We start from the raw sequence: 20935 nt of genomic DNA on the forward strand, positions 1-20935 counted from the left end.
AGTATGAAACTACTTGTCATAGGGGAAGCAAGAGATGGTGAATTGCGTAATGTCACATTTGAAGCAGTGGCAGCTGCCAAAAAAATCGATTCCGATGCGGAGATTGTTGGTGTCTTGTGCGGCAGTGATGATCTGAATGAATCAGGGCAGGAAGTCATCTATCATGGTGCCGACCGTGTCGTAACAGTAACGCATGATAACCTGGAATCATATACGTCTGAAGGTTATTCCCAGGCGGTTATGGCCGTTATTGAAGATGAATCACCGGATGGAATTGTCATGGGCCACACGGCCATCGGCAAGGATTTGACACCAAAACTTGCTGCAAAGCTTGGAACCGGTTTAATTTCCGACGCCACTGATATTGAAAATGATGGTGATAAAGCGGTGTTTACCAGGCCAATTTATTCCGGAAAAGCATTTGAGAAAAAGGTGATGACAAGCGGTTTAACGTTCGCAACCATCCGCCCGAACAATATTCCTGCATTAGAACGTGACGCGTCACGCTCAGGTGATGTAACGTCAAAAGAGGTTGATGTTAAAGACATCAATACCGTCATAAAAGATGTCATCCGCAAAGCTTCTGAAGGCGTTGACCTATCTGAAGCAAATGTCATTGTTGCCGGCGGACGCGGTGTGAAAAGCGCAGAAGGCTTCGAACCGCTCTATGAACTTGCCGACATACTGGGTGGGGCAGTCGGAGCATCCCGTGGTGCATGTGATGCTGAGTACTGTGACTATTCCCTGCAGATTGGCCAGACAGGTAAAGTGGTAACACCCGATTTGTATATAGCTGTCGGTATTTCGGGTGCCATCCAGCATTTGGCCGGTATGTCCAACTCAAAAGTGATAGTTGCTATCAACAAGGATCCGGAAGCTAATATTTTCAATGTCGCGGACTATGGCATCGTCGGTGATATATTTGAAGTCATTCCAAAGCTGACTGAGGAGCTTAAACAGACAGTGTAGATACGTTTAAATGAGGTCTGATCGCTTGCTGGTCAGACCTTTTCGCCTTCTGCCCTACGTCAGAGGAATAAGCAAAGTATTCGCGAGGAATTACTAACGATGATATACTCAAAACATAGTTTATTGATTGAGGAGGGAAATAACAATGGCAATTGAACATGTAACTGACCAAAACTTTGGCCAGGAAACAGCTGAAGGTTTAGTGTTGGCTGATTTTTGGGCTCCATGGTGCGGACCATGCAAAATGATTGCACCCGTACTGGAAGAAATAGACGGTGAGATGGAAGACAAAGTACAAATTGTTAAGCTTGATGTTGATGAAAATCAGGAAACCGCCGGAAAATATGGGGTTATGAGTATCCCGACGCTCCTGCTTTTCAAAGACGGAAAAGTCGTCGATCAAGTTGTTGGTTTTCAGCCAAAAGAAGCCTTAGTTGATTTAATTAACAAACATGCCTCTTAAGGTGTATAATAGAATTTGGAATTCTTGACAGAATCCCTTGCCACATTATGTGACAAGGGATTCTGTGTAATCTGATAGAGGTTGTTCAAAAAGTCCGGTAAAACTGACACATTGAATTTCGGCGTTGGCTTGTTTCTCCGCGGTTCATGTATCTAAATGCATACATTCTGCTCCTTGGAAAAGAAAAGCACTAATGCTCGCGTGTGATGTAAACTCAAGGAAGCTTTCCTTGTGCTCGAAACTGAGCTGCCTTGAAGTTCTCGGTCCTTTTAGCCTCCTTTTTGAACAGATTCTGGTACACTTTTTTCGGGGGATGAGTTTGCAGATGAACCAGCAACTAAGTGAAAAATTGGCGGTTCTGCCGGCACAACCCGGCTGCTATCTGATGAAAGACAAAAACGGAACTGTCATTTACGTCGGAAAATCGAAAAAGCTTCGAAACAGAGTTCGATCTTATTTTACAGGAGCAAATGACCGAAAGACACAGCGGCTGGTTCAGGAGATTCAGGATTTTGAGTATATTGTGACCACATCCGAAATGGAAGCATTGATTCTGGAAATGAATTTAATTAAAAAGTACGATCCCAGATACAATGTTCGCTTAAAAGATGACAAATCATACCCGTATTTAAAAATCACTTCTGAACGGCATCCGCGCCTGCTTATCACAAGAAACATAAAAAAGGATAGAGGGAAGTATTTTGGGCCTTATACCAATGTAATGGCGGCCAAGGAAGCCAAAAAATTGCTTGACCGGCTGTATCCGTTGCGTAAATGCAACAATCCTCCCGGTCGCCCATGCATTTATTATCATATGGGACAGTGTCTGGCATGCAGCGAAAAACCGGTGCCGGAAGAAACATACAAAGAAATCACGCAAAGTATCACATCATTTTTACAGGGCGGACATAAAGAGATTAAAAATGATCTTACTGCAAAAATGCACGAGGCAAGTCAAGAGCTGAATTTTGAACGGGCAAAAGAACTCCGTGATCTGATTCAGCATCTTGAGGCTGTTATGGAGCGGCAGCGAATGACACTGAATGATCAGGTTGACCGTGATATATTCGGTTATAGCTATGACAAAGGCTGGATGTGTATCCAAGTATTCTTTGTCAGGCAGGGAAAACTTATTGAACGGGATGTGTCGATTTTCCCATTTTTCGATGATCCTGATGACACGTTTGTCAGTTTTATTGGACGATTTTATTTACACCAGCGCCATTTGAAGCCAAAACAGCTACTGGTGCCGATTGGAACAGATACAGATATATTAGGTGAACTGTTGGAAATAAATGTACACACCCCATTTCGCGGCAGAAAAAAAGAACTTGTTGAGCTGGCCATAAAAAACGCTGACATTGCGCTTGATGAAAAGTTTTCGTTAATTGAGCGTGATGAGGAGAGAACAATAGAAGCCGTTGAAAAGCTGGGTGAGACCCTCAGTATTGAAACGCCGCATAGAATTGAAGCGTTTGATAATTCCAATATTCAGGGAACTGATCCGGTCTCGGCTATGGTTGTTTTTACAGACGGCAAACCTGATAAGAAAGAATACCGCAAATATAAAATCAGAGATGTCAAAGGCCCGGACGATTATGAAACGATGCGGGAAGTCATACGCCGGCGGTATACAAGAGTATTAAAAGAGAAGCATCCGCTCCCTGATTTGATTATTGTCGATGGCGGTAAGGGACAGATGAGTGCTGCGCTGGATGTTCTGGAAAATGAACTGGGCCTGGATATTCCGCTATGTGGTTTGGTGAAGGATGATAAACATAAAACCAGCGAATTGCTATATGGCCATCCGCCTGCTATTGTCCCATTGTCAAGAAAATCCCAGGCGTTTTATCTTGTGCAGCGGGTTCAGGATGAAGTCCACCGGTTTGCGATTTCATTTCACAGGCAGCTGCGCGGAAAAAATCTGGTTCAATCAGAGCTCGATAAGATCCCTGGGGTAGGCAAACAGCGGAGACGGCTTCTGCTCGCACATTTCAAAAATATCAGCGAAATCAAAGAAGCCTCTGTGGAGAATATTACAAAACTGGGTGTACCGCAGGATGTCGCTAAAAAAATACTGTCTCACCTGAACCATGAAGAGGGCAGCGAAACAACGTAAGTCATTCGGCTTCCCTCCATTTTATCCCGCAAATATCCGATACTGTTCAAGTAACATTCAGTGGGAGAAACCATGTTGGGAGTCTCCTCTGAATGTTTTAATCCGAGAACACGACAGTGAATTCGATTTGGTGAATCTTTTTATACAGCTCTTCTTTGCATTCGCATGATCGTTCTTTGATTCGTTCAATTGATTCGGATAGAAATCCCGCTTCAAGACGGAACTCAGTATTCAGTGGGGCGTTAAGACGGTATACGACTGAATCGGCCATCAATTGAAAAACAAGTTCATTCTTTTTTTCTTTAACAAGCTCCAAATGCCCCCACCCTAATTTTTCGAATGCATAGATAATATCTGATACAGTTTGCATATCCAATTTTCTGGCAATATTTTTCCCCATAAAATAGAGAAGGGTGGGTGATTCTTGTCCAAATACATCAGGTAAACCGATGTAGCGGATAATGTCGTATCCGGCTCCAGTTGTATGTAATTGGTCCAGAAGTGTGATAGGCATGGAATCGTGATCTTTTGACATTGATGTCATCCTTTCCCAAGTAACAAATGCACGGCAAATTCATTGTTTCAATCAATTGTTCTTCTATTATTATTATCCATGCAAAAGTGTCAAAGTTCAAGCGGCATCAGCAAGATTTTGGTGCCGCGGCACACAAGAGTATTTCCTTTTCTTGACGCCCATCATAGTTAGAAGTACAATAAATATGTCATAAATTGTACATTTTTGGGCAATAAAAGTATAGGGGTTTATTGTTAAAAATGTGCATCCAGTAAAAACTTAACATCTTAAACGAGGGGGGTAAACAAATGGCAGAACATCGAGAGTTTTTTTACCGCAGGCTCCATTCCCTATTAGGCGTCATACCAATCGGGGTTTTCCTTATTCAGCACCTTGTTGTTAACCATTTCGCTGTATATGGCGAGGAAAGTTTTAATCAGGCAGCATCTTTTATGCATGACTTGCCATTCCGGTTAGCACTGGAAATCCTGGTGATATATCTGCCGATTTTATTCCATGCAATCTTGGGCGTTTATATTGTCTTTGTTGGAAAGAGCAATACAAACCATTATGGTTATTTCCGTAACTGGATGTATCTGATGCAGCGGATAACAGGTATCATTACGTTCGTATTTATTGCATGGCATGTATGGGAAACACGTGTTCAAATTGGTCTTGGCAATGTGGAACTTGATTATAATCTGATGGAAAATATTCTATCAAATCCAGTCATGTTCTGGTTCTATATTATTGGTGTTATTTCGACCACATTCCATTTCGCCAATGGTCTTTGGAGCTTTCTTGTTTCATGGGGCTTCACACAATCACCAAAATCCCAGAAATATGCTACATACGCAACACTAATCGTCTTTCTTGCTCTTAGCTATGTTGGTGTCAGAGCACTGATTCAATTTGCTTACGGAGTTTAATACAGAAAACAAGGAGTGAGTAATCGATATGAGTAATCGTAAAGTTATTGTTGTCGGCGGCGGCTTAGCCGGTCTCATGGCAACAATCAAAGCAGCAGAAGCAGGTGTGAATGTTGATTTGTTTTCTATTGTGCCTGTTAAACGGTCTCACTCTGTGTGTGCTCAAGGTGGAATCAATGGTGCGGTAAATACGAAAGGTGAAGGCGACTCGCCATGGATTCACTTTGACGATACAGTTTACGGCGGAGACTTTCTTGCCAATCAGCCCCCGGTTAAAGCTATGTGTGATGCGGCTCCAAGCATTATCAATATGCTTGACCGCATGGGCGTTATGTTTAACCGAACACCTGAAGGGCTGCTTGACTTCCGTCGTTTTGGAGGTACACAGCACCATCGCACAGCATATGCAGGAGCGACCACTGGCCAGCAGCTGCTGTATGCATTGGATGAACAGGTACGCCGTTATGAAGTAGAAGGTCTGGTCAATAAATATGAAAGCTGGGAATTTGTCGGTGCGATTATTGACGAAGAAAACACTGGCCGTGGTATTGTCGGTCAAAATATCCGGTCCCATGAGATTAAGTCATTCCCTGCTGATGCCGTCATTTTGGCATCGGGCGGACCAGGCATTATTTTTGGTAAATCAACGAACTCAATGATCAATACCGGATCGGCAGCCAGCATTTTATACCGTCAAGGCGCTAAATATGCAAATGGTGAATTTATTCAAATCCATCCAACTGCCATACCGGGCGATGATAAACTCCGTCTGATGAGTGAGTCAGCACGCGGTGAAGGCGGCCGGATCTGGACGTATAAAGATGGCGAGCCATGGTACTTCCTTGAAGAAAAGTATCCGGCATACGGTAATCTGGTTCCGCGTGATATTGCAACACGGGAAATTTTTGACGTTTGTGTTCACCAGAAACTTGGCATAAACGGGGAGAACATGGTTTACCTTGACCTGTCCCATAAAGATCCGAAAGAACTTGACGTTAAGCTGGGCGGTATCATTGAAATATATGAAAAATTCGTTGGTGACGATCCGCGCAAGGTGCCGATGAAAATTTTCCCTGCTGTCCACTACTCAATGGGCGGACTCTGGGTTGACTACGATCAGATGACAAGCATTCCTGGGATTTTCGCTGCCGGGGAATGTGATTTTTCTCAGCATGGGGGCAACCGACTGGGAGCCAATTCATTACTTTCCGCGATTTATGGCGGATCAGTAGCCGGACCGAAAGCAATTGAATATATTGAAGGTCTTGAGAAACATGTTGATGATATGCCATCAAAACTGTTCGAAGACAGAGAAAAAGAAGAGCAGGAAAATTTCGAAAAGCTGATGCAGATGAACGGTACTGAAAATGCTTACCAGATTCATAAAGAACTGGGAGAGTTAATGACAGATAACGTAACCGTTGTCCGCTACAACGATAAACTGAAGGAGACAGATAAGAAGATCCAGGAGCTGATGGAGCGCTGGGAAAACATTAATATTAATGATACATCCCGCTGGAACAACCAAAGTGTTATGTTCACCCGCCAGCTTGAAAGCATGCTTCATTTAGCCCGCGTTATAACCAATGGCGCTCTTAAGCGTGATGAAACACGCGGAGCACATTATAAACCGGATTTTCCTGAACGTGACGACGAAAACTTCCTGAAAACAACGATTGCTCACTATGATGAAAAGACCAACGACCCGGTCATCACATATGAGGAAGTTGATTTATCGCATATTCCACCACGTAAACGCGACTACACTAAAAAAAGCGAAGGGAGTAAGTAATAATGGCTGAAGAAAGTACTGTAACGTTTGTTATAACTCGTCAGGACAGCCCGGATTCTTCTCCTTATGAAGAGACCTTTGAAATCCCGTATAAATCGGGTATGAACGTTATCTCCGGGCTTATGGAAATTCGCAGAAATCCTGTGAATGCCAATGGGGAAGACACAGCGCCGGTTCAATGGGATATGAACTGTCTTGAGGAAGTCTGCGGTGCTTGTTCCATGGTTATCAATGGAACAGCACGGCAGTCATGTGCTGCACTGGTAGATGAGCTTGAACAGCCGATTCGCTTGGAGCCAATGAGTACATTCCCGGTAATCCGAGACTTGTTCGTTGATCGGGAACAGATGTTTGACGCGCTAAAACAAGTCAAGGCATGGATTCCAATTGACGGAACGTATGATCTCGGTCCTGGCCCCCGTATGCCGGAAAAGAAACGCCAATGGGCTTATGAATTGTCAAAGTGTATGACCTGCGGGGTTTGCCTGGAAGCATGCCCGAATGTTAATGACAAGTCGGACTTCATTGGTCCAGCTGCTTTATCACAAGCTCGTTTGTTCAATTCACATCCAACAGGTGAAATGAATGCAAGTGAACGTCTGGAAGGCTTAATGGAAGATGGGGGGATTGGCGGCTGCAGTAACGCACAAAACTGTGTACAGGTTTGTCCTAAGGGAATTCCATTGACAACATCAATTGCTGCTATGAACCGCGCAACCAACATTCAGGCATTTAAGAACTTCTTTGGTAGTGATGAAGCTCATTAACTATGAATCTATGAATCTTATGACCCTTGTCAAATTGCGGCAGGGGTCATTTTAATAGGGAGGCGATCAAATTGAGTAAAGTTTCTTATATTGAAAACATGGAAGATTGGCGGTCTGCGTTTTCTTTCTATATTCCAATCAAAATACGGTTCTCTGAAACTGACATGTTCGGTCATGTTAATAACGTATCACCATTCATTTATTTCGAAGAGGCACGCATTGAATTTTTGAAATTCATCGGTCTGTTTAATAATGACTACAGTGGAGGTATGCCGATTGTGGCAGACCTGCAGTGCGATTATCTTAAGCAGTTGTATTTCAATGAAGACTTGAAACTGTATGTAAAAGCTGGTCATATCGGGACGACTTCGTTTGATGTTCATTACATGGGTGTAGACGGTGAAAATGAACTCTGTCTGACAGGACGCGGAAGAATGGTTTACATAGATCGTAAAACCGGTGAGCCGGTGTCATTATCCGACTCCATGAAAAGCAGTCTTAAGGCTGAATAATACTTAAGTTTTTAGAAGTTGTCCATGTCGATATCTCTTGTCTTTGTTGGATTCGCTGCTGACGGAAACTTTCCGCCTTTCGGATATAATAAACTAACATCGTCATGAAAATATCATTTATAAATAACCAATGTGAAAACCGACTTCCTTGAAGAAAGTCGGTTTTTTTTCAGAGTTTTAACTCCCCCATGCGGAGAAGCTCTACCACTGCTTGTGATCGCCCCTTGACTCCTAATTTTTGCATTGAATTGGAAATGTGGTTCCGGACCGTTTTTTCAGATATGAACAATTCCTGGGCAATTTCCTTGGTTGTTTTATCTTGTACTAAGAGTTCGAAAACTTCTTTTTCACGTTTTGTTAATAGTTGCTTTGGTTTGTACGTATCGTCCTTCAAATGATAACCCCTCCTTGCTGTCAAAGAGCTGCAGATGAAGGGTGAATTATTTAGTCACTATTAGCGTATGAAAATATGTGTAAACGGTGAGCACATTTTGAAAGGAAGTTTAATATTATGACAGTAGTCCATTATAGGGTTTGCTCACACATACTTTATTTTGCTGATCTACTGGAAACACTGCTATTTTTGTCGTGATGTGTTAAAATACGTATACAAAAATGGAAAATTCCTGAGGAGGTACACCTGTATTGAATCATGAAATATCAACAGAAACCATTGCAATTCTCGAAAAGCGGTTACGCTACATATCAGGTATGATCAAGCAGAACGGGCGGAAAATATTGAACCATTACCCGATTACTTCACCGCAATTTATTGCCCTGCAGTTTCTGATAGAGGGCGATTTGACGATTGGCGAGCTGTCAAATAAAAATGGTTTAGCATTCAGTACGACGACAGACCTGGTGGACCGCCTGGAAAAGAATAAACTGGTTGAGCGTGTAAGAGATACGAATGACCGACGTGTCGTAAGAATTCATATTTTGTCAAAGGGCCGGACGATAATAGAGGAGGTCATTGAGAAGCGTCAGAAATATTTAGGTCATGTTCTGGATAATTTTTCTGGAGACCAGACAGAATTATTAAACGAAATGCTTACATTTTTGTATGAAGAAATGCAACATGTCGATCACAAATAACAGCATAAAGAGGGGATTATTTGAGTCGGGCAATAGGAGTGATTGATTCCGGAGTGGGCGGTCTGACAGTTGTCCATGAATTAATGCGACAGCTGCCAAAAGAAAGTCTGATATACTTGGGTGATACGCTCAGGTGTCCATACGGGCCGCGGCCAGAAGATGAGGTTAAAAAATTTACGTGGGAAATGGCAGACTTCCTGGTTGAAAAAAATATTAAAATGCTTGTTGTGGCATGCAATACGGCTACCGCATTTACGCTGGAGGAACTTCAGAACCAGCTGTCGATTCCCGTTATTGGAGTCATCAAACCCGGGGCCAGGGCAGCTGTCAAGTTTACAAAAAACACCCATATAGGTGTCATCGGCACGGAAGGGACAATCCGCAGCAGCGCTTACACGAAGGCGTTGAAAAGCATAAGCGCCCACCTCTGCGTTAATTCGCTGGCATGTCCATTATTTGTGCCGATGGTTGAACAAGGCGTGCTCTCGGGAATTGAAGCTGAGAAGATAGTTGAACAAACGCTTCTGCCGATGAAAAAACAAAATCATATTGATACATTGATTCTTGGCTGTACACATTATCCGTTAATTAAAGATACCATTCAAAAAGTTATCGGCGGCCAGGTCACCGTGATTTCTTCAAGCGAAGAAACAGCACGTGAGGTCAGTACCATTCTGGAGTTTTACGGTCAACTATATAATGGAACGAGTTCACCCGGGCATCGTTTTTATACGACGGGAGAAATGGGTGTTTTTGCTAAGATTACAGAAGGGATTTTCAGAGAAGCAACTGATTATTTTCAGTCTGTTACAATAGAAAAAGCAAGTCTTCCATATTAAGCCAATTGGATGAACCGTCATTTTTTACGCTGAATCCTTCCTAATACGTATTTTCAGGAGGGATTCAATTTTTTTGTTTACAGATTGGTCTAAAGTTCCGTCTGAGCTCGTATATATAATAGTACAAACCATCGTAGGAGGGAAAAAAATGCAGAAGCGCAGTCTATTGTTATTGGGCCTAACGGTGTTTCTCACTATTATATTATCCGGGTGTTTTCAGGGGGAACAATCATTGGAGAATAACAACGAAGAAATGGATCCGCCAAAAGATGCTGAAGCTGTTGATGAATTGCCGAGTGAACAAAGCGACAAAGCTAATAAGCAAGGAGAAGGAAGTAAAAACGGAAAAGAAAATAAAAGCGAAGAAGCAAGTGAAACGAAAGGGAGCTCTCCCTCGTCAACAGTGGACAGGCAATTGTATTTGCTTGATGCCAATGGGATGGTAGCGCCGCAGACACTACAGCTGCCTCAAGCGGAATCGCATACGGTGGCAGAACAATCATTGGAATATCTGGTGAAAGATGGGCCGGTCACGTCGCTGCTGCCAAATGGCTTTCAGGCAGTTTTACCTGCAGGGACGCAAATTCACGGGTTGGATCTTCAGGATAATGGAACGATGATTGTTGATGTTTCCGAGGATTTCAAAAATTATCAGGCAGAAAATGAGCTCGAAATACTGCAGGCCATGACATATACAGTAACGCAGTTTGAAAATGTGGACAATATGAAGCTGCGAATTAATGGAACACCGCAGGATACTATGCCTGTGGATGGCACACCAATTGGTGATGGCTATTCAAGAGTAAATGGCATTAATCTGGTTCAATCCAATACAGTAGATTTGCTGGGAAGCGAGCCGGTGACACTGTACTATCCGTCAACTCAAAGTGAGAATGAATATTTTGTTCCTGTAACCCAGCACATTGATATTGAAAACAATAATCTATACGGATCCATGGTTCAGGCGTTAATGCAGGGACCGGATACCGAAACGAATTTACAGCACGTTTTTAACAGTTCTGCAGAGTTGGCCAATAAGCCAAGTTTGAATGACGGCGTACTTGAAGTGGTATTCAATCAGGAGGTATTACAGGATACCGATCAGGCAGTTATCTCCAATAAAGTTATGGGAACGCTTGTGAGAACTCTGACACAAGATGAAGCGGTAGAAGCGGTGGAAGTGAAAGTGGAAGACGTCGAAACGCTCTTTAATGAAAACGGTGAACCATATACGGAACCTGTTACTAAACAAACATTTATTTCAAAAGAAAAATTGTAGTGTGAAGGAATATTTAACGACGTTGCCAGGAGGCTGCGCTAAGCAGTCTTTTTTCTTTTTGTTCCGGATTCATAAATCATGTGTCTTTGTAAAAAATATGTTAGGATAATTGATAATGCATGATGAAGGAGGCATGGGTCTATTGAGATATGATCAGCGTCAACAAAATGAACTGCGGTCAGTAACCATAACACCGGACTTTGTTAAACATCCGGAAGGGTCTGTCCTTATTGAATTTGGGGATACAAAAGTGATTTGCAATGCAAGTATTGAAGATCGGGTGCCCCCTTTTATGCGCGGTCAAGGAAAAGGCTGGATCACAGCAGAATATGCGATGCTTCCCCGGGCTACAGAACAGCGAAATATTCGAGAATCGTCCAAGGGAAAAGTAAGCGGACGCACGATGGAAATCCAACGATTAATCGGACGTGCTCTGAGATCGGTTGTAGATTTGAATCAAATTGGCGAACGTACTGTATGGGTCGACTGTGACGTTATCCAGGCTGATGGAGGCACGCGTACAGCTTCAATAACCGGTGCGTTTGTGGCTGTCGTTTTGGCTTTTAATAAATTACTTCAAGCTAAGACGATTAAAAAAATGCCGGTTACAGATTTTTTGGCAGCTATATCAGTCGGGATTGCACCGGATGGGACAGAATTGCTCGATCTAAATTATAGAGAGGATTCCGAAGCATCTGTTGATATGAACGTGGTGATGACAGGTACAGGGGAATTCATTGAAATCCAGGGAACCGGTGAAGAAGCAACGTTCACCGGCAATCAGCTCCAGTCGATGCTTCATCTTGTCGGCAGCGGAATACAGGATTTAAGTGCGATTCAAAAATCGGTGCTGGGCGAGCTTGCTGACCGAGTTGGGGAGACAAAAAAAGCAAAGGAAGACTCACCATGAAGAACATGATTATTGCGACAAAAAACATTGGTAAAGCCAAAGAGTTCAAAACATTTTTCGCCGAGTATGGAATAAATGCTGTGTCACTTCCCGAACTATCACGTGAAGTTGACGACATTGAAGAAACAGGAACAACATTTGAAAAAAACGCTGCACTGAAGGCAGAGCAGATAGCGGAATTGCTGCAGACCCCTGTGCTGGCTGATGATTCCGGTCTGGTGATTGATGCACTGGATGGACGCCCTGGCGTTTTTTCAGCAAGGTTCGCCGGTGAACCGAAAGATGATCAAAAGAACATTGATAAAGTGCTGGCTGAATTGCAGGGTGTGGAATCGGACGAGCGCAAGGCACGATTCGTATGTGTGTTGGCAGTATCTGTGCCAGGTGAAGAAACGGTTTTTAAAAAAGGATACTGTGATGGCAGAATTGCCGATGCACAAGCAGGCCATAACGGATTCGGCTATGATCCGATATTTATACCAAAAGGCTATTCAGAAACGATGGCACAGCTTTCTTCAGAGGAAAAGAATCAGATCAGCCACAGGAGTGATGCTATTCGCCAATTGCGAGAATGGGTCAAAAAATTTGCGGTAACCAAATGAGGTGATAATTTGCCATGCGTGCTGATTGTAAGTGACAGTCATGGGTCGACAGAAGAACTTGCGGTCATTAATAAGCGCCATAACATTGAGCACAAAATCCACTGCGGGGACTCAGAGCTTGAAATGGATGACCCGGCATTGGAAGGATTTATCAAAGTTAGTGGCAATTGTGATGCAGATGCCAGATTTCCTGAAGAACAGGTAAGCACAATAGAAGACATTACTTTTTTTATTGCACATGGCCACTTGCACCAGGTAAAAACGAATCCGCTCGCGATTGCCTATCGGGCTGAAGAAAACCAGGCACAGGTGGTCTGTTTTGGTCATACACATATTGCCGGTGCAGAAAAAATAGGTAATCAATTGATGATAAATCCGGGAAGCGTTTTGCTGCCGCGGACGAGACCGGAGAAAACATATGCTGTTATGGAATGGGAAACACTGGATGAAATTGAAGTTCATTTTTATACGGCTGACGGAGAACTTGTTGAGGAGTTATCGTTAACAACCTCCCTGCCGTAACACACCAAAATAGTACGAAATCGGCTCTGCCGCCGATTTCTGCTAATCTGGCAGGATTAAAATCTGGTCAATAACACATTGCTTCAAACTATTGACAAATCGTTCAATAGTGCATATAATAATCTTTGTTCATGAAAGACAAACACTTGCATACATAATTTACAAGTCGCCAACGTGGTTGAAGTGCATGAATGCAGTATAGAAATCATTACTTATCATGCGGATGTAGTTTAGTGGTAAAACCTCAGCCTTCCAAGCTGATGTCGTGGGTTCGATTCCCATCACCCGCTTCATACATATCACATGTCCCAGTAGCTCAGCAGGATAGAGCAACAGCCTTCTAAGCTGTAGGTCGCAGGTTCGAATCCTGCCTGGGACGTAAAGAATAAAAAAGCCTCATCCGTTGATAGACAAGGGATGAGGCTTTTTCATGTGATAAACAAATCACTTTATCTAAGTAAAGAAGATATATTATTGGGGTTGAATTGGGGTTGGATTGGTTTTTAGGCATTATTTTTAAACATTTCACCGATAAATTCAGCAGCAATTTTCTCATCCGATTCGACCCCATGGCCATAAATATCAAATGTAGTTGTAATACGAGCATGTCCTGCGCGATTTTGTACTGCTTTCGACCTGAGCCCCTTCTCACTTAAATAAGTTAGTGAGGAGTGTCTTAAATCATGAAATCGGATATGTCTCAAATTAAGTTTATTAAATTGATCACTTTTCATGAACCGACCCCACCATTGACTTATTGAGTCTGGACGAAGTGGTCTACCGAATTCATTTGCAAAAAGAAATAAATGACCGGGCCATTCTATATATTCTCCAGCTTTAAGCTCTTCTTGCTTCCGAATACGAATTAGCCTTTTAAGTAACTCCATTAGCTGAACTGGGAGTGATACAAATCTTTTACGTTTATTTTTCGTATCTTTAATAAATACACCTGATCCTTTTTCGATAGATAACGCTTGATTGATATGAATACCACCTCGCTGAAAATCAACATGTTTTGCTTCAAGTGCCGCGATTTCACTTTGTCGTGCTGCTGAAGATAGTGCAAGAGTGATAATTACCTGCCACCGAAAGGAAAGACATTGAACATAATCGATGAACTTTAATAATTCATTGGTACTGTATATCTCTGTCTCTTTATGATGTACGGTAGGTGTATCTATATCTGCCCCAGGGTTTTCGGATATCCATTTCATCTTCTTTGCAAATTCTAATATGTGATTGAATGCTTTATAACAATTGTTAATGCTAGAAGTTGATAATGAGCCTTTTTTGCCGTCTAAACGAGCGCCATCTTTTTTCAGTCCATTCACAAAGTTTAATACATGAATTGGTTTAACTTCTGAAAGCTTCATATGCCCATATAGGGGCTTTATACGCTTTTCGAATACGTTTACATATTCATTCTTTGTTCGCTTTGAGAGAACGTCCTCAGTGATGTTCTTCAACCATTCGTCATATAATTTGTTCAGAGTTATTTTTTCGGGTTTTACATATTTGCCTGTGAGTATCTCAGCTTCAAATAATGACAACTTCTTTTTAGCTTCTGTTGTATTTTTAGCTTTAACTGTTTGTCTTTCCCGTAGAGGTGTCCCTTTTTCGTCATAACCGATTGTAACTACTAACCGAAAACTATTTTTTCCCCTTCTCTCAATGTAGGCCATTTTATTCACTCCTTTTTATTCAAAATAAAATAGTAAAATGTATAAATGTATCATGGAAACTATACAATTTATTTCAAATCATTTAGCCGGGCAGCTCCTTAGAACTCGATAGTCTTTCGTGAAATAACGTTCCAATAATTTGTTTTTCATAAATAGTCAGTCGTTCTTTTGCAAATTGATTTGTTACGCAAAAGGTTTCTGCAATAAATGTTATTGCTTCTGACCTATATGCTGGTAATTTTAATTTTTGCAGCATGAATGTTGGCACACAGAAATGATAAGCAAAGTTAGTTGCTTGCCATTCTTGTAGCTGTCTAAATAAGTGTGGCATGTCAATTTGCGTTCCGACATGATATAACGTGTGATATAATTCATGAGCAAATGTTATCTTCCTTACCTCCTTGGAGGTGAACGGATTTAAAGTGATTACGCCTTCCATGCTGAATGATGGTTTTTTTCTGTATAAAAGCACTATGCCCAGTCTTCTTGCAATTTCTTCTATTGAGCTATCCGGTTCAGATATTCCAATTTTATAGTACATATTTGCTACATGATCTTCTAATGGGGTGGTAATATAGTTCATCATATATCCTCCAGACAAGCAAACATTTGTTCGATGTCATTGTAAAACAAAAGGTGTACAAATTAAAGTACACCATAGACCTATTTTATATTTATAGAATTGTAATAAAGTACATCAAGATTACTATTTATCTTCTTTCTCTTTTCTTCGCCTGGCCTTCCTCATGATATACTCCATATCTTGTCTTAATTCTTCTACATCTTCGGGAGTGAGATTTTTCCAATCATCAATGTTATTAAAAAATAAATCTTGGACGCCAAGGTCATCTACTATTTTTTTTATTTCTGTCAGAGAATCAAAGTCGTCACTTGATGATTTTGGATTGTCTGTACGTCCTAGAAGGAAATCTGCATCTACGTCATAGAAGTCGGCAATCCTATTAAGTGTTTCGTAATCAGGACTTCTATGGCCTTGTTCATACATAGCGTAAGTAGTCCTAGCTACACCGATAATTTTAGCTAATTCTTCTTGGTTTAAATTTTTTTCTTTCCTTAAATGTGCCAAACGTTTTTTTAGCATACAAATACCTCTCGATTTGTCCCTCATTATATTATTATTATAACTTCACAATTTGTGACTTTAAACTAATGTTTCAAAACGTGTAAAAATATAGTTAAAAGGTTGACTAATACACTAAGTGTGACATATAATTATAAACATAGATACACACAATGTGTAATTGGGAGGTAAAACATGAGAGATTGGCTTTTATCCATTCGAAAACAAAGGGAACTTACACAAGCTGAAGTTGCGAAAAAAGCAGGAATTGCCAGAACAACTTATTCTATGATTGAAACAGGCGAACGTGGTGCAACCGTAAAGAATGCAAAAAAAATATCGTCAATTCTTGGCTTCGATTGGACTGTATTTTTTGAAAAAAATTACAAAGGATGCAATGAAAATTACTCGAAGGAGGTAATCTAATGAATCGATTTACCGTTAAAGCAGCTGCAGAATATTTGGGTGTTTGTGAAGATACTGTTTACACCATGGTCCGAAAAAAGGAAATTCCGCATTTTCGCCTACGTCGCCGAATTATGTTCTCGAAAGAAGCTATTGATAATTGGATAAGAGAGCAGGAACAGAACAATGTTCAAGATGAACAATCTATGACTCTATCTTACTACTGATTTTGGTACTTAAATCCATGAAAATCTATACAAAAAGGGAGAAGAAGAAATGAAGGCGGGCATTGAATTAAAAGCATTAAGAAAAAGAAAAGGATACACACAAGAAAATGTAGCTACAGAATTACACGTAAGCAATTCCTTTGCATCACACTTGGAAAACGATAGGAGGGAAATGACAAAGGAATTAGCAATAACGAGTGCATCTGCTTTTAATGAGGCACAGTACGGATTTGAAATCGCTCGGAAAACTGCGATGGATTATATTGCACCACTTACTACGACAGGGGATGCGATTGAATGGCACAGGTTAGCTTTGGAACAAGTATTTATTAACAAATCTAAAAAAGCTATAGAACGATTTAACGAATTTAGTTTTGTTCAACCTCCAGAATTTGCTGATAACGACGAATTGGATCAAATAAAAGAAAGAGCTGAAGAATTACTGGATCTACAAATGATTATCAATTCATTTTTAGCTTGTTTAGAACAGGAATATGGTATTTCCATTCGAGAATGTATGAAAAGCAGATTGTCATATTGGAAATCAGAGGAGTGGATTTAGATTGAAATGTCAGCTTTATCATTTTGGGGAATGTTTTTAAGTAAATAGCGGAACAAGAGCTAAATGTGCCATTTTTATTCAAAATAAGGAAGGGGAAAATGATGCGAGAGTTAAAATGGATTAAATTAAATATCTCCATGTTTGAAGATGAAAAGATTAAACTAATCGAACAAATGCCAGAGGCAGATACAATTCTAATAATCTGGGTAAGACTATTGGCGCAAGCAGGAAAAACAAATGCAAATGGCTATATTTATCTAAATGAAAATATTCCATACACGGAAGAAATGCTTGCTACGATATTCGGTAGACCAGTTAATACCGTAAGGCTTGCATTAAAAACTCTACGTGAATTTGGAATGATTCATATCGACGAAGATTCCTTTATTCACATTAGCAATTGGGAAAAACACCAGAATGTTGAAGGAATGGATAGAGTGAGGCACCAGAATAAAATTAGAAAACAAAAACAAAGGGAGCGTGAGAAGGCTAAACAAATTGAACAAAAACCCAAAAATGTGACGTCACGTGACAATCACGCAACAGAAGAAGAACAAGAACAAGAGAGAAGAAAGAAGAAAGAAGACAAAGAACAAGAACAACAACAGACGTCAGCAATCATTCAATTTTGGGATGGTAACGGATTCGGGTTAAATAATATTCAGGCAAAAAACCAGTTGTTGTCGTGGTTGGATGATTCTTCTTTTAAGCAACCTGAAAAAATCATACGCAAGGCTATGGAAATAGCATGTGCCAATAATAAAAGGCAGTTGAATTACGTTGAGGGTATTCTTCGAAACTGGGAAAATCAATCGTTATTGACGCTGGAAGAAATCGAAAACAGCCAAAAGGAACATAAGAAGCCAACTGCTGCGGATGATGGTTATCATTATGGATTTTAGGGGGGGATTCCTGATGGAAAGTATCAAACAGCATATAACAAGTCCAGAACAAAAACGACTTCAAACGTTTGTGTGTGATGGTTGCCATCAGCATGTGTCACAAACAGAATTGATCATCCCTTCTGGACCACGTGAAGGGGAGCGCGTCATAGCAAATTACGGATGCAGTTGTGAAGATATCAAGCTGGCAAAGGCAGCCAGAAAAAAATACAGTCAGCTCAAACATCGTAATCTGATGGATAGATTTAATTATTATTCACTGATAAATGACTCGCTGAAAGAAGCAACATTTGATAACTTTGATGCACCTGACAGCAATTTAAAGAAGGCTAAGGAAAAGGCATTGGCGTATAGCCACTCATTTGATCGAAAACAGAATCTCTTATTGACAGGCGGTTATGGAACAGGAAAAAGTCATCTTTCGGTTTCGATAACAAAAGCGTTGATGAAAAGAGACTATGAATGCTTGTTTCTCTCCCTTCCAAAACTGCTAACGAAGATCAAGCGAACCTATAATACACAAGGCGTCACAGAAGATGAGCTGCTAAACGTTATTCAACGTGTAGACTTATTAGTGCTGGACGATATTGGGGCGGAACAAAAAACAGAATGGTCTACGTCTAAACTTTTCGAAGTAATCGATGATCGCTCAGGTAAAGCAACCGTTTATACGACTAATTTAAGTAGTGATGAACTCAAAGAACGGGTGAATGAACGGAACTTTTCAAGAATGATGGACAATACAAACGTTATCGTTATGAATGGTTTAGATTACAGAAGGAGGAATTTTTGAGATGTGGCAAGGCATGAAAAGTGTGATGGTGTTTGACCCGAAGGATAGCCAAGTGGAGACCGACAGGAAGTGGCGGGAATGGATGCAACATAAAAGCGCCGTTGGTGACAAATATGTCCCAACGGCAGCTGAAACAAGAAAATATCTTAATGAACTGGAAAACAGAAAGCAACGACACGCCTAAATATCAAACTTTCTGATGTTCAAGAAGATATCTTCCATTATACCATGCTTAGCTGATATGTAAAATCGTCAAATAAATAAACCTAATCAGGAGGATGTAGATGCAAGTGATCAATAAAAGTGATGACAAGATATTGGTGCTTCATGCCGGCTATTCGGAAGCACACCTTATTCGGGAAGCGTTATCTTTATACAGGCTGCGGATGGAAGCATTGAATGGAAAAAATAGTGAAGAAGAAAAAATGATAGGTGAGTTGCTGCATGATCTTATGAACCCGGAACCAGAAAAGACAATTACTGAATGATAGGGGGATCAAAATGACCATCAATCAGTCTATTCGCGACGTTAAAAGCAACTTGAATTATATGAAAGCCGTGAGGAGAAGGCTGTTTTGGTTAAAAATCACGAATCCGAGAGCCGGATTTTACGAGCGATTGTGTTTAGCAAATGATTATTCAAAAAGTAATATCAAAAATTTAGCAAACGAATATGGCGTTACGTGTGAAGAAGTCTGCGAGGAAGAAGTGATGGCATGGCAAAGCTGATGAGATGGAGAGCTGTTTGAATGTAATATTTCATGAATGGGGGGATGTAAAATGACTGACCAACTGCCTAACAAGATCATTCATATGGATCAAATTCGAATCAATCGTGGGATGGAAAAGATATGCAAGTGCCAAAAAAGAAAATACATGCTTGATACACGAAATAGAAGCGTCATGTGCTCAAGCTGTGGGGCAATGATTGATCCCTATGATGCCATGTATGATATGGCATCACGCTGGGAGCAAATGAATGAACAATTGGCATACATGCTTGAACAACGAAAGCGAATTATTAATTATAAACCATGGCTAAAGACAATACGTCATTTAGAGCAAAAGTATCGAGGAAAAAAGATGCTACCATCCTGCCCACGTTGTGAAGAACCATTTTATCTAGAAGAATTGACGTCTTGGACTGGGCGGCATTTTGGGGATGCGAGAATACGCAAATGGAAGGAAGAACATCGTGACTGATAACATGGCTCATCAATTACACGTTTATGAATACCTGGGAAAAGCGTCTGATCCATTGTATATAGCCATCGGTATGTTGCAAGGTGAAGAATCGCTATTTCTTCCTGAAATAAAAGCAACTGTTCAAGTCAATCAGCATGGCCTGTACGAAATGGTCACGAAATCCAACCATGAATGCTATTCCAATAAAGAAGATTTATATGATTGTGTCAGTGAGATTTTAAGTAACAACTTATAAAGGGGAGATAGTTATGTTTCAAATTGATCAAGGGTATATGAAACAAGAATGGGATTATTATGATATGAACCTAGCTAAAGCTTTAGAAACTATCCAACAAGATGATTTGGATCATGCCTCAATTTATTTTCAACGGATAGCATGGGTCATGCATTCATTGGCTAAGCATCATCCTGCCAATTGAAGAAAACCAGGGTTGAAATCAATATCTAAGATGTAAGAAAGGGTGAATCGCATCATGCAATTCAGCACGGATGTTGAGAACATATTCACGCAAGCGGAAATTGAAGATATTTTAAAGGATGAACAGAATTTCTATATTGAGCATGCGGAAAAAAACTGGCTAAATCGGTATTTCAAAGTTAAAGCAATGGCAAACGAAACGCAAGTACCGAGCATTGTTTCTTCCATACCGGATATGCCTCATGGGTCCAGTAATTTCAAAAAGAGCAAGACGGAAATGTATGCCATAAAAGCAATACAAGTATCAGAATGGTTGGAGACGCTGCATTCAGCCATTCAATCTTTAA

At 40.8% G+C, this 20935-nt stretch carries 29 protein-coding genes, 2 tRNA genes and 1 pseudogene; 27 read left to right on the forward strand and 5 right to left on the reverse strand.

The genetic code is table 11. The features are described from left to right. Positions 1 to 3: 3 nt before the first annotated feature. The 3 genes from ON01_RS18190 to uvrC all read left to right on the forward strand — a co-directional run bounded on the left by ON01_RS18190 (position 4) and on the right by uvrC (position 3551). The gene (locus ON01_RS18190) at positions 4 to 969 is read left to right on the forward strand and encodes an electron transfer flavoprotein subunit alpha/FixB family protein (RefSeq protein WP_010532456.1); all 966 of its coding nucleotides are present in this window, start codon (positions 4 to 6) and stop codon (positions 967 to 969) included. A 145-nt stretch (positions 970 to 1114) separates the two neighbouring features. Beyond that, positions 1115 to 1432: a thioredoxin gene (gene trxA, locus ON01_RS18195; RefSeq protein WP_010532457.1), complete on the forward strand. Its 318-nt coding sequence runs from the start codon at positions 1115 to 1117 to the stop codon at positions 1430 to 1432. A 325-nt stretch (positions 1433 to 1757) separates the two neighbouring features. Further along, positions 1758 to 3551 (forward strand): excinuclease ABC subunit UvrC, encoded by a 1794-nt coding sequence (gene uvrC, locus ON01_RS18200; protein WP_010532458.1) that lies wholly within the window; start codon positions 1758 to 1760, stop codon positions 3549 to 3551. Positions 3552 to 3648: 97 nt separating this feature from the next. Here the strand turns inward: uvrC and ON01_RS18205 are convergent, their stop codons facing one another. After that, positions 3649 to 4086, reverse strand: coding sequence for a YslB family protein (locus tag ON01_RS18205; RefSeq protein WP_010532459.1), 438 nt, complete (start codon positions 4084 to 4086; stop codon positions 3649 to 3651). 287 nt (positions 4087 to 4373) lie between these two features. Between ON01_RS18205 and ON01_RS18210 the strand changes: the two genes are divergently transcribed. From ON01_RS18210 to ON01_RS18225, 4 genes are all read left to right on the forward strand, one after another. Beyond that, a complete protein-coding gene (locus ON01_RS18210) occupies positions 4374 to 4994 on the forward strand; it encodes a succinate dehydrogenase cytochrome b558 subunit (RefSeq protein ID WP_010532460.1) in 621 nt (206 codons plus the stop codon). Positions 4995 to 5022: 28 nt separating this feature from the next. Next, positions 5023 to 6786: a succinate dehydrogenase flavoprotein subunit gene (sdhA, locus tag ON01_RS18215; protein ID WP_010532461.1), complete on the forward strand. Its 1764-nt coding sequence runs from the start codon at positions 5023 to 5025 to the stop codon at positions 6784 to 6786. A 2-nt stretch (positions 6787 to 6788) separates the two neighbouring features. Then, complete coding sequence (gene sdhB, locus ON01_RS18220; protein ID WP_010532462.1) at positions 6789 to 7553, forward strand: succinate dehydrogenase iron-sulfur subunit; 765 nt, start codon at positions 6789 to 6791, stop codon at positions 7551 to 7553. 71 nt (positions 7554 to 7624) lie between these two features. Then, positions 7625 to 8065, forward strand: a complete 441-nt coding sequence (locus ON01_RS18225) for an acyl-CoA thioesterase (RefSeq protein ID WP_010532463.1) — start codon at positions 7625 to 7627, stop codon at positions 8063 to 8065. Between the two features lie 169 nt (positions 8066 to 8234). On the opposite strand, the gene ON01_RS18230 is transcribed toward ON01_RS18225, so the two are convergent. Then, positions 8235 to 8459, reverse strand: coding sequence for a helix-turn-helix domain-containing protein (locus ON01_RS18230; RefSeq protein ID WP_010532464.1), 225 nt, complete (start codon positions 8457 to 8459; stop codon positions 8235 to 8237). A 251-nt stretch (positions 8460 to 8710) separates the two neighbouring features. Between ON01_RS18230 and ON01_RS18235 the strand changes: the two genes are divergently transcribed. The 8 genes from ON01_RS18235 (at position 8711) to ON01_RS18270 (ending at position 13691) form a co-directional block, all read left to right on the forward strand. Further along, positions 8711 to 9160: a MarR family winged helix-turn-helix transcriptional regulator gene (locus tag ON01_RS18235; RefSeq protein WP_010532465.1), complete on the forward strand. Its 450-nt coding sequence runs from the start codon at positions 8711 to 8713 to the stop codon at positions 9158 to 9160. Positions 9161 to 9180: 20 nt separating this feature from the next. Further along, positions 9181 to 9999, forward strand: a complete 819-nt coding sequence (gene racE, locus ON01_RS18240) for a glutamate racemase (RefSeq protein WP_010532466.1) — start codon at positions 9181 to 9183, stop codon at positions 9997 to 9999. A gap of 148 nt (positions 10000 to 10147) precedes the next feature. Then, complete coding sequence (locus tag ON01_RS18245) at positions 10148 to 11278, forward strand: GerMN domain-containing protein (RefSeq protein WP_010532467.1); 1131 nt, start codon at positions 10148 to 10150, stop codon at positions 11276 to 11278. 142 nt (positions 11279 to 11420) lie between these two features. After that, positions 11421 to 12188: a ribonuclease PH gene (rph, locus tag ON01_RS18250; RefSeq protein WP_010532468.1), complete on the forward strand. Its 768-nt coding sequence runs from the start codon at positions 11421 to 11423 to the stop codon at positions 12186 to 12188. Beyond that, positions 12185 to 12790 carry an XTP/dITP diphosphatase gene (locus ON01_RS18255; RefSeq protein ID WP_010532469.1) on the forward strand — a complete coding sequence of 202 codons (606 nt, stop codon included), beginning with the start codon at positions 12185 to 12187 and terminating at the stop codon, positions 12788 to 12790. The genes rph and ON01_RS18255 overlap by 4 nt, the downstream gene beginning before the upstream one ends. A gap of 9 nt (positions 12791 to 12799) precedes the next feature. Next, complete coding sequence (locus ON01_RS18260; RefSeq protein ID WP_010532470.1) at positions 12800 to 13312, forward strand: metallophosphoesterase; 513 nt, start codon at positions 12800 to 12802, stop codon at positions 13310 to 13312. 219 nt (positions 13313 to 13531) lie between these two features. Further along, positions 13532 to 13602: transfer RNA gene (locus ON01_RS18265), tRNA-Gly, on the forward strand. 15 nt (positions 13603 to 13617) lie between these two features. Then, positions 13618 to 13691 (forward strand) — tRNA-Arg (locus ON01_RS18270). Positions 13692 to 13815: 124 nt separating this feature from the next. Here the strand turns inward: ON01_RS18270 and ON01_RS18275 are convergent. From ON01_RS18275 to ON01_RS18285, 3 genes are all read right to left on the reverse strand, one after another. Further along, positions 13816 to 14994, reverse strand: a complete 1179-nt coding sequence (locus ON01_RS18275; RefSeq protein ID WP_010532471.1) for a tyrosine-type recombinase/integrase — start codon at positions 14992 to 14994, stop codon at positions 13816 to 13818. 82 nt (positions 14995 to 15076) lie between these two features. Continuing rightward, a complete protein-coding gene (locus tag ON01_RS18280) occupies positions 15077 to 15577 on the reverse strand; it encodes an ImmA/IrrE family metallo-endopeptidase (protein ID WP_010532472.1) in 501 nt (166 codons plus the stop codon). A 123-nt stretch (positions 15578 to 15700) separates the two neighbouring features. Further along, a complete protein-coding gene (locus ON01_RS18285; RefSeq protein ID WP_010532473.1) occupies positions 15701 to 16096 on the reverse strand; it encodes a helix-turn-helix domain-containing protein in 396 nt (131 codons plus the stop codon). Positions 16097 to 16270: 174 nt separating this feature from the next. On the opposite strand from ON01_RS18285, the gene ON01_RS18290 reads away from it, so the two are divergent. The 12 genes and pseudogenes from ON01_RS18290 to ON01_RS18340 all read left to right on the forward strand — a co-directional run. After that, on the forward strand, positions 16271 to 16501 hold the full coding sequence (locus ON01_RS18290; protein ID WP_010532474.1) for a helix-turn-helix transcriptional regulator: 231 nt from the start codon (positions 16271 to 16273) through the stop codon (positions 16499 to 16501). Further along, positions 16501 to 16707, forward strand: a complete 207-nt coding sequence (locus ON01_RS18295; protein ID WP_010532475.1) for a helix-turn-helix domain-containing protein — start codon at positions 16501 to 16503, stop codon at positions 16705 to 16707. The genes ON01_RS18290 and ON01_RS18295 overlap by 1 nt, the downstream gene beginning before the upstream one ends. A 49-nt stretch (positions 16708 to 16756) precedes the next feature. After that, positions 16757 to 17269, forward strand: a complete 513-nt coding sequence (locus ON01_RS18300; RefSeq protein ID WP_010532476.1) for a helix-turn-helix domain-containing protein — start codon at positions 16757 to 16759, stop codon at positions 17267 to 17269. A 98-nt stretch (positions 17270 to 17367) separates the two neighbouring features. After that, entirely contained in the window at positions 17368 to 18171 is an 804-nt protein-coding gene (locus tag ON01_RS18650; protein WP_050901146.1) for a phage replisome organizer N-terminal domain-containing protein, read from the forward strand. Between the two features lie 13 nt (positions 18172 to 18184). Further along, entirely contained in the window at positions 18185 to 18964 is a 780-nt protein-coding gene (locus ON01_RS18310) for an ATP-binding protein (RefSeq protein ID WP_010532478.1), read from the forward strand. A gap of 1 nt (position 18965) precedes the next feature. Then, positions 18966 to 19148, forward strand: coding sequence for a hypothetical protein (locus ON01_RS18315; RefSeq protein ID WP_010532479.1), 183 nt, complete (start codon positions 18966 to 18968; stop codon positions 19146 to 19148). Positions 19149 to 19248: 100 nt separating this feature from the next. Continuing rightward, positions 19249 to 19452 (forward strand): hypothetical protein, encoded by a 204-nt coding sequence (locus ON01_RS18320; protein ID WP_010532480.1) that lies wholly within the window; start codon positions 19249 to 19251, stop codon positions 19450 to 19452. Between the two features lie 13 nt (positions 19453 to 19465). Continuing rightward, positions 19466 to 19693, forward strand: coding sequence for a hypothetical protein (locus ON01_RS18325; protein ID WP_010532481.1), 228 nt, complete (start codon positions 19466 to 19468; stop codon positions 19691 to 19693). Between the two features lie 51 nt (positions 19694 to 19744). After that, a complete protein-coding gene (locus tag ON01_RS18330; protein WP_010532482.1) occupies positions 19745 to 20167 on the forward strand; it encodes a hypothetical protein in 423 nt (140 codons plus the stop codon). After that, entirely contained in the window at positions 20160 to 20405 is a 246-nt protein-coding gene (locus ON01_RS18335; protein ID WP_010532483.1) for a hypothetical protein, read from the forward strand. Before ON01_RS18330 ends, ON01_RS18335 begins: the two co-directional genes overlap by 8 nt. Positions 20406 to 20418: 13 nt before the next feature. Beyond that, the gene (locus ON01_RS19715; protein ID WP_175284980.1) at positions 20419 to 20589 is read left to right on the forward strand and encodes a hypothetical protein; all 171 of its coding nucleotides are present in this window, start codon (positions 20419 to 20421) and stop codon (positions 20587 to 20589) included. Between the two features lie 54 nt (positions 20590 to 20643). After that, a pseudogene (locus ON01_RS18340) lies at positions 20644 to 20935 on the forward strand (ArpU family phage packaging/lysis transcriptional regulator); the annotation flags it as partial.

Origin of the sequence: Lentibacillus jeotgali (assembly GCF_000224785.1) — a bacterium.
In the GTDB taxonomy this organism is placed as follows: Bacteria; Bacillota; Bacilli; order Bacillales; family Amphibacillaceae; genus Lentibacillus; species Lentibacillus jeotgali.

What these genes read in the sequence shown, in the direction of transcription:
- ON01_RS18190 (WP_010532456.1), top strand. Translation starts at nt 4, where the DNA reads ATGAAACTACTTGTCATAGGGGAAGCAAGAGATGGTGAATTGCGTAAT.
- trxA (WP_010532457.1), top strand. Translation starts at nt 1,115, where the DNA reads ATGGCAATTGAACATGTAACTGACCAAAACTTTGGCCAGGAAACAGCT.
- uvrC (WP_010532458.1), top strand. Translation starts at nt 1,758, where the DNA reads ATGAACCAGCAACTAAGTGAAAAATTGGCGGTTCTGCCGGCACAACCC.
- ON01_RS18205 (WP_010532459.1), bottom strand. Translation starts at nt 4,086, where the DNA reads ATGTCAAAAGATCACGATTCCATGCCTATCACACTTCTGGACCAATTA.
- ON01_RS18210 (WP_010532460.1), top strand. Translation starts at nt 4,374, where the DNA reads ATGGCAGAACATCGAGAGTTTTTTTACCGCAGGCTCCATTCCCTATTA.
- sdhA (WP_010532461.1), top strand. Translation starts at nt 5,023, where the DNA reads ATGAGTAATCGTAAAGTTATTGTTGTCGGCGGCGGCTTAGCCGGTCTC.
- sdhB (WP_010532462.1), top strand. Translation starts at nt 6,789, where the DNA reads ATGGCTGAAGAAAGTACTGTAACGTTTGTTATAACTCGTCAGGACAGC.
- ON01_RS18245 (WP_010532467.1), top strand. Translation starts at nt 10,148, where the DNA reads ATGCAGAAGCGCAGTCTATTGTTATTGGGCCTAACGGTGTTTCTCACT.
- ON01_RS18255 (WP_010532469.1), top strand. Translation starts at nt 12,185, where the DNA reads ATGAAGAACATGATTATTGCGACAAAAAACATTGGTAAAGCCAAAGAG.
- ON01_RS18275 (WP_010532471.1), bottom strand. Translation starts at nt 14,994, where the DNA reads ATGGCCTACATTGAGAGAAGGGGAAAAAATAGTTTTCGGTTAGTAGTT.
- ON01_RS18280 (WP_010532472.1), bottom strand. Translation starts at nt 15,577, where the DNA reads ATGAACTATATTACCACCCCATTAGAAGATCATGTAGCAAATATGTAC.
- ON01_RS18285 (WP_010532473.1), bottom strand. Translation starts at nt 16,096, where the DNA reads ATGCTAAAAAAACGTTTGGCACATTTAAGGAAAGAAAAAAATTTAAAC.
- ON01_RS18290 (WP_010532474.1), top strand. Translation starts at nt 16,271, where the DNA reads ATGAGAGATTGGCTTTTATCCATTCGAAAACAAAGGGAACTTACACAA.
- ON01_RS18295 (WP_010532475.1), top strand. Translation starts at nt 16,501, where the DNA reads ATGAATCGATTTACCGTTAAAGCAGCTGCAGAATATTTGGGTGTTTGT.
- ON01_RS18300 (WP_010532476.1), top strand. Translation starts at nt 16,757, where the DNA reads ATGAAGGCGGGCATTGAATTAAAAGCATTAAGAAAAAGAAAAGGATAC.
- ON01_RS18650 (WP_050901146.1), top strand. Translation starts at nt 17,368, where the DNA reads ATGATGCGAGAGTTAAAATGGATTAAATTAAATATCTCCATGTTTGAA.
- ON01_RS18310 (WP_010532478.1), top strand. Translation starts at nt 18,185, where the DNA reads ATGGAAAGTATCAAACAGCATATAACAAGTCCAGAACAAAAACGACTT.
- ON01_RS18315 (WP_010532479.1), top strand. Translation starts at nt 18,966, where the DNA reads ATGTGGCAAGGCATGAAAAGTGTGATGGTGTTTGACCCGAAGGATAGC.
- ON01_RS18320 (WP_010532480.1), top strand. Translation starts at nt 19,249, where the DNA reads ATGCAAGTGATCAATAAAAGTGATGACAAGATATTGGTGCTTCATGCC.
- ON01_RS18325 (WP_010532481.1), top strand. Translation starts at nt 19,466, where the DNA reads ATGACCATCAATCAGTCTATTCGCGACGTTAAAAGCAACTTGAATTAT.
- ON01_RS18330 (WP_010532482.1), top strand. Translation starts at nt 19,745, where the DNA reads ATGACTGACCAACTGCCTAACAAGATCATTCATATGGATCAAATTCGA.
- ON01_RS19715 (WP_175284980.1), top strand. Translation starts at nt 20,419, where the DNA reads ATGTTTCAAATTGATCAAGGGTATATGAAACAAGAATGGGATTATTAT.